Here is a 9,576-nt window from a genome sequence, read left to right on the forward strand (position 1 = left end):
CATATATTCATATATTAGAGCAGGAGGGGAACATATGGGGCATAATCATTCACACGGCCATGGCCACGGTCATAGCCATAGTCATACAAACAACAAAAAGGCATTGTTCTGGGCTTTTCTTTTAATTGCCACTTTCATGGTTGTAGAGGTAATTGGAGGGTTACTTACAAACAGCCTTGCGCTTCTTTCGGATGCGGGTCATATGCTGAGTGATGCAGCTGCGCTAGGGTTGAGTTTGTTCGCGATGAAGCTTGGTGAAAGAAAAGCAACACAATCAAAAACGTACGGCTTCAAACGATTTGAGATCATTGCAGCTGCCTTAAACGGTCTTACATTAATTATCATTTCGATTTATATATTCGTTGAAGCGTACCAACGTTTTACTGATCCTCCAGAAGTACAAAGTATGGGAATGCTGACAATTTCAGTTATCGGGTTAATTGTCAATATCATCGCTGCATGGATACTGATGAGTGGAGACAAAGATGAGAACTTGAATGTAAGAAGCGCTTTCCTTCACGTGCTTGGAGATATGCTTGGCTCGGTTGGCGCAATTACAGCAGCATTGCTGATCTACTTTTTTGGCTGGGGACTAGCAGATCCGATTGCAAGCGTTGCAGTTGCTATTCTTATCATCATCAGCGGCTGGAGAGTGACGAAGGAAAGCTTCCATGTCTTGATGGAAGGCACACCTCAGGAGATTGAATTGAATGAAGTGAAGGATGAAATTATGAAGATTCCAGAAGTGAAAGATGTTCATGATGTTCACGTTTGGTCGATTACTTCAGGTGTCTTAATGCTTAGCGGGCATATTGCCGTCGAAGGGGAAGGAGCCCATGATCGCGTACTCCACAAAGCACAAAGGCTGCTGCACGACCGTTTTGGAATTGATCATAGTACCCTTCAGGTAGAAGGGGAAGAGCATGGGTGCCCATGCGCGCACGGACCTTGCAATTGATTAATACGAGTGCCGAATTTAAGTCTGGGGAAAGAGCTTAAAAAAACATGCCAGCCAATTTTGATGGTCGATGTCATCAATGATGGCTGGCATGTTCTATGCTTTGCTTTAACAGGTCGATGACGTGTTCGTCGTCATGCGTGTAATAAAGTGATGTACCCTCTCTCCTGAATTTGACGAGCCTGAGGTTTTTTAGAAAGCGCAATTGGTGTGAAACAGTTGATTGCAACAATGAGAGCTTCTCCGCTATTTCATTGACCGAATGTTCACCCTGGAACAGAAGATGGAGAATCCTGAGCCGTGTCGGATCTGAAAGTGCTTTGAATGTCTGTGATACGATGAATAAAGTTTCCTCATCAAGCTCGATTACAGGAGATGTGTTTTTTTTTTCTTCCAAGTTAATCAGCCTCCTGTGATTATTATAACTCATGAAAGAGAAAGAACGCCTGCAATCAACACTGATTTTTACAATGAATATAGGATCCGTTAGCTTTTCGCTATTCAGCAAATTTAAATTTAATCAAAGTAAAAAGCAGTCATAAACCGCCTCACATTTAGATGAATAACTATTCCTGGTGGGGAGGAATCATAAAACATGCAGATAGTGTATGGTGAATGAGCAGGTGAAGAGGATTCTTTCTGGTTTCGGTGATAAACTTTAGGTGATGCAAGCGGAAAGCAGGTGATAAGATGGACGAGAATAAAACGCTCGAATCAAAATATATCCAGCAGCATCTTGCGAATGAGCGGACATACCTGGCTTGGGTAAGGACGTCAATCGCAATAATCGGGATTGGTTTTTTGGCATCGAGTCTCCATTTCAATAATATTAGATCGGTGAGTCAGGCCGCAGATACAATCGCTGTTTTTGTCAGCATTTTCTCATTGCTGATTGGGTTGATCATCCTGTTCTTAGCGACGACGCATTATTTTTCGGTGCGGAAAAATATTAACAGCCAAAGCTTTGAATCAGCGAGTAACCTGATAAAAATTTCTACAGGAATTATTTTTTTGATATTTCTGTTACTGGGTATTTATTTAATCAGCATTTTGTTTTAAAAATTTATGATCCATTCGATTTGATTGAACTGCGATCAATTGCCTGTACTATTCTTCTTTGGTTTTTTATGTGTTACGAGTCCATCGTAATTGGTGATGTAGAGCTCGATTTCTGGCTGGGTGTCCAGGCAATGAGCCTTTAAAAGCTGGTAATAGTTCACCCTTTTTGTTGGATCATAAGGCAGCATTGGGTATTCTTTATGTTCCATGACATAGAGGTCTACTGCTTTCTGGACTTTATCAATCGTTTGTGCGAGATGTTTTTCGTCTTCTTCGAAAATATCATAGGTTTCCTTTGACATGTAAAAGTTTCGTGAGGGAATTCCTTTAAGGATTGGGGCAATTTGCTCCACATCAATGCTGTGATCTTCTTTAACGAGAATTGTGCGGTAGACGCCTTTCGGCAGCTGTTCCGAATAGATTCGTACTGCATTTTTTATCTCCTCAACGCTAGTCTCTATGATTGGCCAACCCTCTGGAGGATCCATTGGTATTTCTTTCGTCCTCTCAGCTAAAAGAAAATATAGGGCCAATCCTCCAATGGAACCTGAAATTGTTCCGTATGGGAATAAATCAAGCACCAGGTCAATCAGATAACCGATGATTGGCCATATTAAGGCAGCAGCGACTCTTGAGCCAGGTGTTTGTGGAAAGGCATTTTTGTTATTTCTTCTGTCCTTCTCCTTAACCATGCTAACCCCCTCCTTTCTAGTGCAGGAAGCACCCTTGTTTTACAATCATAAAATAATTTATGTGAAAAGACTTATAAGCGGATTAGGGTTAAGAAATCTGTGGTTTTGCCGATATAAAAGTAAGAGTCTGGGCTTTTGTGATATTTTGAGAATGGTTCAACCTGATGATTGAAGCAGGAACCGGAGAGAGAAAAGAGAAGATGAAAGGCTTCTACTTATATTATATAAAATTTACCGTTGAATTGGTAACGGATGGTTTTGAAAATTGTGAAAATAATCCTCAGAACCAAGTCAATTAGTGATGAATATTGTATAATATTTAGAAAGCTGCAGTCTTTACTTCGGAAATTGTCATACATAGAAGGCTAGTCCATGAAAGCAAATAAACGAGACAGAAACGAGGGGCAGGATGAATATTCCCCATATGTACATATTCGACTTTAATAATATAGCTCTGACTGTCGTTTTTTTAATCATTTCATCAATAATGGCAGTTGAATTCAGCAGGCAAATCAAAAAAGCTATTGATAGAAAAAAACGTAAAATGGTCCTTTATTCACTTCTATTGGCTCTTACATTTTTGCTGACGCATCTGTTTGTTATTATTTCCGCTGGGGTCCCATTTTCGACGAGCAATTTTTACTTATTTTTTCTGTTATTCTTTGGGATCTGTGGAGTTGGGTCCTATGCAGCATTGAGCCTGGCACAAAGGGACATTACGAACACATCGAAGTATATATCCACCAGTCTGTGGATCGCAGCTAGTATCATGATGGCAGAGTATACTGCATTTTATATAATCTTCAGGGAAGCAATCGAGATTCAGCCAATATTATCGGTGATGGCATTTTTAATGATATTGGTTACATCCTTCACGCTGATCAGATTTTTAATGCAGATTACAAACGAGGATATTTATGAGTTTATTAAAAATTATAAATATACAGGGAGTGTTCTTGGGGGCATGGCACTGGGGGGCATTCCATATATCGTCTTGACTTCAATGATGGAGATTACGGATGGAAGCGGGGTCCATTCTTTCCTGGCACCGTTCATCTATATGGCCGCCGCAAATTTATTGTTCATGCTCGTTCCTGACCTGTTTGGAGAAAAGCTCATCATGAAGAATGTGCAATCCCATTTATCTTTGTTCAGCCATAATCCTGATTCTGTGTTCAGGGTCGATTTGCAAGGATATATTTTAAGTGTCAATAAAGGGGCCGTTGAACTGACAGGTTACATGCCTAATGAATTAACTGGTCTGCATTTCATTGATCTTATAGGCGGCAGCGAGGAAGAAAAGAAAATCAGGAAATATTTCATGAAAGTCCTTAGCGGCGAGACGAAATTGATTGAAACCACCCTTAAAAGGGCGGATTCGACATATGCGGATGTGAGAATCACAGCAGTCAGGATTATCGTGAAAAATAAAACAGTAGGTGTCTTTGGGATAGTCAGGGATATAACAGAACAGAAAAAAGCAGATAAGATGATTGAGTATCTGGCATATCATGATGAACTTACTAATTTGCCCAATAGACGGAACTTAGAGAAAGTGATGGCTTCACTATTTATAAAGGATGAAGCATTTTCGTTAATTTATCTGGACTTTGACCGGTTTAAAAGAATCAATGATACCTTCGGGCATTCATTTGGTGATAAAATCTTGATGCAAATCGGGAAGAAGCTTTCAGAAGTTGTGCCGGAGGAATGTCTTGTGGCAAGAATTGGCGGAGATGAATTCGCGATTCTTGTTACTGGAGTAAATCAGCCAGACAAGATTGCCAATGAGATTGTTCGAGAATTCCAGTCACCGCTTTTTGCGGAGGGCATGGAATTCCTGATCACAGCAAGTATTGGAATCTCGAAGTATCCTGAAGATACAAATAACCTTGAATTAATGCTGAAATACGCTGACATGGCAATGTATAAAGCAAAAGGAAACGGTGCAAATCACTATCAGTTTTTTGACCAGAGCATGGTGGATCAGAACGTGAATAAGTTTGAGCTCGAGAATGAGTTGCGGAACGCTATAAATGGTAAATCTCTCACCGTCTTTTACCAGCCTAAATACAATGCGGCAACGAATGAAATAACAGGTGCTGAAGCATTGGCTAGATGGAAACATCCTCGTCATGGAATGATTCCTCCTGGTGTATTCATCCCGATTGCCGAAGAGGCGAATTTAATCGTACCCCTCGAAAGATTGATCATCAGGCAGGTGTTCAGTCAGCTTGTTGAATGGAAGGATCGAGGGTTCGAGGTTCCTCGTACTTCGATCAACATTTCGATCATCCATTTTTACCAGGAGGATTTTGTGAAGTTCATGCAGCATACTCTTAAAGAGTATGATCTTTACGGGGAATTGATTGAAATTGAAGTGACTGAGAGCATCATGATCAAGAAGGAAGACAGTATCAATTCACAGCTTCAGGCATTAAGGGAAATTGGAATTGAAGTCAGCATTGATGATTTTGGAACGGGATACAGTTCCTTGAGCTATTTAAGCAAACTATCAGTTGATCGGCTGAAAATTGACCAAAGCTTTATTTCACACTCCCAGGAAAACCGCGAAATCATCTCAACAATTGTCTCAATGGCAACGAATCTGAAGTTAAAGGTCATTGCCGAGGGAGTTGAAACGGAATCCCAGATCGAGCTGCTGAAATCACTGGGGTGTCAAGAAGTCCAGGGATATTTCTACTCGCCGCCTTTGCCATCAAATGAATATGAAACAATGATGAACAAAGAGCTCCAGGAGACCTGATGCCTTTTTTGACTGAACGTGCGGAGTATGTTATTATTCCATTATTAAAAAGTCCTCTAGGGTTCCGCGGCGCTTATGCCGGACTGGTCCGAGAGAGGGCGCACAGGGATGCCTGTGTACACGGAGGGACAAAAACCCGGGAGATATCTATGATATCTTCCGGGTTTTTTCATGAAAGGAGATTAGATTTATGGCTTGGTTATATTTAGTTATTGCAGGTATATTTGAAGTAGTGTGGGCCATAGGCCTGAAGTATACAGAAGGATTCACGAAAGCTGTACCTTCGGTGATTACGCTGGCAGGGATGGCAATAAGCTTTTATTTTTTGTCTATGGCGGTTAAAACTTTGCCGATTGGTACGGCATATGCAATTTGGACAGGAATAGGAGCAGCAGGCGCAGTCATTCTCGGGATTGTCCTGTTTGGAGAGCCGCGCAATCTAATGAGGCTGATGTTCGTAGCGTTCATTTTGGTTGGGATCATCGGCCTTAAGGCAACGTCTGGAAGCAATTAGTCATTTTTCCGAACTGCAAAATGGCCTTTTATTACGTTAAAATCGGCTTTAGGATTTTAACAACAATCTGTACGAAAACAGACTTTCTAAAAGCAGACTCGCAAATGATTGCAGTCTGCTTTTGATTTTCTATTTGCAAATTCCACCAATTTATATTATGATGCCGATAGATACCTTTTAATACTAGGTAGGTGAAAAGATGTTTAATCGTGAACTTTTAAAAGGTAGCACATCACTAGTGCTGCTCCAGCTGTTGAATGAACGGGATATGTATGGTTACGAACTTGTGAAAGAACTGGATAAGCGAAGTGACCATAGTCTTCAGGTGAAAGAAGGAACATTGTATCCAGCACTTCATAAACTTGAAAAGCAGGAATACATTGAGTTTTACTGGCAGGAGCAAGAAAAAGGCCCGGCCAGGAAATATTACCGGATCACTGAAGAAGGAAGAGAAGTCCTCATAGAGAAGACAGAAGAGTGGCAGCAATTTGTCAATGTTATGAACAAAGTGATCAGGAGACCGAAAAATGATCCAGTTAAAGACTGACTTCCTCACCGAGCTTGGCAGGCATTTAGGGAAGCATCCAGACAAAGAGCAGATATTGGCTGAATACGACAGCCATATCACTGAAATGCTTGAAGAGTTGAATGGGTGTGAAAGAGAAGAGTCGGATGTTAGCAGGGAACTTTATGGAAGATTGGGAACTCCGGAAGAGATTGCAGATAGCTGGAGGGAAGAACTATCAACAACACCAAAGAAAACTCAATGGGTTTTCATTTTCGCCAACCTGATTTTCTTCGCTGGCGGCACCATCCTGACTCTGGTACATAATCTTTTTGATTTCCCTTTCATTGACATGACGTGGAAAAGCCTTACATCGATACCTGCGGTGATCATATTGCTTTATCTCTTCTTTTGGGCCCTGCTTGGATATGAGATAGGCAAAGGCTTTGGCCATAAAGGGAGAAGATTGATGAAAAAGACATTTATCCTCTCCATATTGCCAAACATCATTCTTATGAACCTGACCTTATTCAGGCTAATACCGCATGACTGGTTCCAGCCGCTGCTTAGCCCGATCTTTATTATGATTTGTATTCTTTTTACGGCGTTATTGTATCCAATTTGCTGGATTGGATATAGATGGGGGAAAAAGGCTTCCATCTAATTTTTTTGCTCTAGTACATAGAATTTCTATGTATATAGAATAGCAAAGTGTCTTTTTAACTACATACCTAGTAATTCTGGGTGGGAGGAGAGAGTAGAAATGGAATTGAAACTAAAAAAAGGTGACTGGATATTTTTCCTTGCCTGTATTGCATTAGGGATTTTGGCGGAAAGGTCTTTCTTGCATGGCAAAATAGGATTGTCGTATCCTGTTTTTATTACTTGCTTTTATGGAGTTTTTTTCTGGAGGTACCGTTCATTCTCCTTTACGAATAAAAAGCTGGGACTACTGTTGATTGCTTCGATTTGGCTTCTGTCACTCAGCTTTTTCCTGAAATCGAATATGATTTTATATTTATTGAACATCCTCGTGATTCCAGTGTTGGTTCTCATACAACTTGTACTTGTCACCTACCCGATACAGAATCAATGGCATAGATGGCCATTCGTCCAAAAAATCTTTTTAACAGTAGGAGCTGCGATTGCATATGTCTTCAGGTTCTTAATGTATGCTCCAAAATTGGCTGTCAGTGGACTTGAAGAAAGAAAGAGTGCAACGATCCGAAAAGTGTTTATTGGCGTGGCTATTTCATTCCCGCTTTTGTTTGTCATCGTCAACCTGCTTGTTTCAGCTGACCAGCAGTTTGGAGACCTCTTGGGTACAATCCCGCGATGGCTATTAGCATTGAAAATAGAAGAAGAGGTCTTGCGTACAATCGCCATCACCCTTTATACATTGGTGATCTTTGGATTATTGCAGGTGCTGAGGATCAAGCAGACATTGTCTTCTGAACCGCTGGCGCAAAAAGAGAAGATGGCGTGGGATAGCGTGATCAGTCTGACAGTGCTGACTTTATTGAATATCGTTTACCTGCTATTCGTGGTTGTCCAATTCCAATATTTTTTCAGTGAAACATTGAAAGAAGGATATACGTATGCTGAATTTGCGCGCAGAGGATTCTTTGAACTGCTTTTTGTCACATTGTTGAATCTGCTGATTATCTCGACAATGGTTACCTATGTTGAAAAAAGTGCAAAATTTTTGACGCTGGTTATTCGCGGCCTTCTTTCACTGCTCGTTTTTTTCAGCGGCGTCATGCTATACTCGGCTTTTATACGTCTGTTCATGTATGAAGAGGCGTACGGATTTACCTTTGCCAGGGTGCTGGCCCATTCTTTCATGATTTTCCTGCTCGTGATATTAGGCTACTCCTTGATGAGGATATGGATGGATCGGCTGTCGCTTGTCCGCTTTTATATTCTATCCGCAATCATTTTCTATACTTTGGTCAACACAATCCAGTTGGATAGATTTGTCGTCGAAAGTAATTTGGAGCGTTATTCAGAAACCGGAAAGATAGATATTTACTATCTGAATTCGTTGTCCTATGAAGGAGTGGAGGGGCTGATGGAGCTTTATGAAATGAATCCGGACCACCCAGGTCTTTCAGATTTGTTGCTGCAAAGAAAGCAAGAATTGCAGTATTCAGAGGAAAGCTGGAACTCCATAAATATATCCAGAAGAAGCGCAGAAAAGGCGTTAAGGGACCTAGAGCTGAAGTAAGGTTGGAATGTGGCAAAAATGCAAACAAATAACCTGTTTGTTACCAGTTTTGTAACATATCGATGCGGTTAATGATGATAAAATAACCTTAAGCCAAATAAAGGGGAGCCATGCAATATGGAAGGGTTATCTGAAATCATTCATCTCTTAAAAGGTATTGAGAGTTCAATTGACTCATTGAATAAAAGAACCGAACACATAGAAAAAAGACTCGACCGTCTCGAGAAAGTCGATAGTATTGAACATCGCGTAACATCTAACCAGATCGATATTACAGATATTAAAGACGCACTTGAAAGAATGGAAGAAGCGCAGAGCGCAAAAATTGAAAATATGTTAAAGGAATTGCTGAGCAAAGCAGAGTTAAAAACCAATACAGAATTCAGCACGATCCACAAACGGCTGGATTCACATTTGCTAAAATTGGGCAGAGTCGAGGAAGAAATCCTGATGGTCCAGCAGGAAAAATAATTTGTTGGGAGATTGCTATTTAGCAGTCTCTTTTTTTATAGTTAAGGAAATTATAAAATTATTTAGGTGTGGATAACTGCATGTAGTTTTCTTAATCCAGCTCCAGCGCCTAGCCCCTCGAGTCGCTTGTCTAGTGTCGCCTCCTAGAAACTCCGTAACTTCAACTCCGCCGGCAGAAGCAAAAAGCGCTTCTTTGTCGGAGTCTCCAGTTTCTGCGTTTCTGAACAGTCGGCTATACATTTCTATTTCGATCCGTCCATTGAAGTCAAAGAACGACTTCATTGGGCGGCTCTCCAGCGCTTGTCGGGGCTGAACGAGGCGCTTGCGCTTTTTGTTCTCCCTATACACAAAACTTTCATAAACTCTTAATCCCTTTATTCATC

General features: G+C 40.9%; 11 protein-coding genes and 1 riboswitch. Of the genes, 8 read left to right on the forward strand and 3 right to left on the reverse strand.

Features of this window, described 5'->3' with window-relative positions:
- Positions 1 to 34: 34 nt before the first annotated feature.
- Positions 35 to 958, forward strand: coding sequence for a cation diffusion facilitator family transporter (locus tag J7E32_RS02760; protein ID WP_214903216.1), 924 nt, complete (start codon positions 35 to 37; stop codon positions 956 to 958).
- A 76-nt stretch (positions 959 to 1,034) separates the two neighbouring features.
- On the opposite strand, the gene J7E32_RS02765 is transcribed toward J7E32_RS02760, so the two are convergent.
- Positions 1,035 to 1,355, reverse strand: coding sequence for an ArsR/SmtB family transcription factor (locus J7E32_RS02765; RefSeq protein WP_214903218.1), 321 nt, complete (start codon positions 1,353 to 1,355; stop codon positions 1,035 to 1,037).
- Positions 1,356 to 1,648: 293 nt separating this feature from the next.
- Here J7E32_RS02765 and J7E32_RS02770 point away from each other — a divergent pair, with 293 nt between their 5' ends.
- A complete protein-coding gene (locus J7E32_RS02770) occupies positions 1,649 to 2,017 on the forward strand; it encodes a YidH family protein (RefSeq protein ID WP_214903220.1) in 369 nt (122 codons plus the stop codon).
- A 35-nt stretch (positions 2,018 to 2,052) separates the two neighbouring features.
- On the opposite strand, the gene J7E32_RS02775 is transcribed toward J7E32_RS02770, so the two are convergent.
- The gene (locus J7E32_RS02775; RefSeq protein WP_214903222.1) at positions 2,053 to 2,709 is read right to left on the reverse strand and encodes a DUF3939 domain-containing protein; all 657 of its coding nucleotides are present in this window, start codon (positions 2,707 to 2,709) and stop codon (positions 2,053 to 2,055) included.
- 409 nt (positions 2,710 to 3,118) lie between these two features.
- Here J7E32_RS02775 and J7E32_RS02780 point away from each other — a divergent pair, with 409 nt between their 5' ends.
- From J7E32_RS02780 to J7E32_RS02805, 6 genes are all read left to right on the forward strand, one after another.
- Positions 3,119 to 5,476 (forward strand): sensor domain-containing protein, encoded by a 2,358-nt coding sequence (locus J7E32_RS02780; RefSeq protein ID WP_214903224.1) that lies wholly within the window; start codon positions 3,119 to 3,121, stop codon positions 5,474 to 5,476.
- 45 nt (positions 5,477 to 5,521) lie between these two features.
- Positions 5,522 to 5,621: riboswitch (guanidine-I (ykkC/yxkD leader) on the forward strand.
- Positions 5,622 to 5,666: 45 nt separating this feature from the next.
- Positions 5,667 to 5,990, forward strand: a complete 324-nt coding sequence (sugE, locus tag J7E32_RS02785; protein ID WP_214903227.1) for a quaternary ammonium compound efflux SMR transporter SugE — start codon at positions 5,667 to 5,669, stop codon at positions 5,988 to 5,990.
- Positions 5,991 to 6,189: 199 nt separating this feature from the next.
- Positions 6,190 to 6,537 (forward strand): PadR family transcriptional regulator, encoded by a 348-nt coding sequence (locus J7E32_RS02790; protein WP_214903229.1) that lies wholly within the window; start codon positions 6,190 to 6,192, stop codon positions 6,535 to 6,537.
- The gene (locus J7E32_RS02795) at positions 6,518 to 7,159 is read left to right on the forward strand and encodes a DUF1700 domain-containing protein (RefSeq protein ID WP_214903231.1); all 642 of its coding nucleotides are present in this window, start codon (positions 6,518 to 6,520) and stop codon (positions 7,157 to 7,159) included. The genes J7E32_RS02790 and J7E32_RS02795 overlap by 20 nt, the downstream gene beginning before the upstream one ends.
- A 99-nt stretch (positions 7,160 to 7,258) precedes the next feature.
- Positions 7,259 to 8,722, forward strand: coding sequence for a DUF4153 domain-containing protein (locus J7E32_RS02800; protein WP_214903233.1), 1,464 nt, complete (start codon positions 7,259 to 7,261; stop codon positions 8,720 to 8,722).
- A gap of 117 nt (positions 8,723 to 8,839) precedes the next feature.
- The gene (locus J7E32_RS02805) at positions 8,840 to 9,193 is read left to right on the forward strand and encodes a hypothetical protein (protein WP_214903235.1); all 354 of its coding nucleotides are present in this window, start codon (positions 8,840 to 8,842) and stop codon (positions 9,191 to 9,193) included.
- A gap of 15 nt (positions 9,194 to 9,208) precedes the next feature.
- Here the strand turns inward: J7E32_RS02805 and J7E32_RS02810 are convergent, their stop codons facing one another.
- The gene (locus J7E32_RS02810) at positions 9,209 to 9,475 is read right to left on the reverse strand and encodes a hypothetical protein (protein WP_214903237.1); all 267 of its coding nucleotides are present in this window, start codon (positions 9,473 to 9,475) and stop codon (positions 9,209 to 9,211) included.
- Between the last annotated feature and the right edge of the window lie 101 nt (positions 9,476 to 9,576).

Source organism: Bacillus sp. ISL-55 (assembly GCF_018613155.1).
Classification (GTDB): Bacteria; Bacillota; Bacilli; order Bacillales; family Cytobacillaceae; genus Mesobacillus.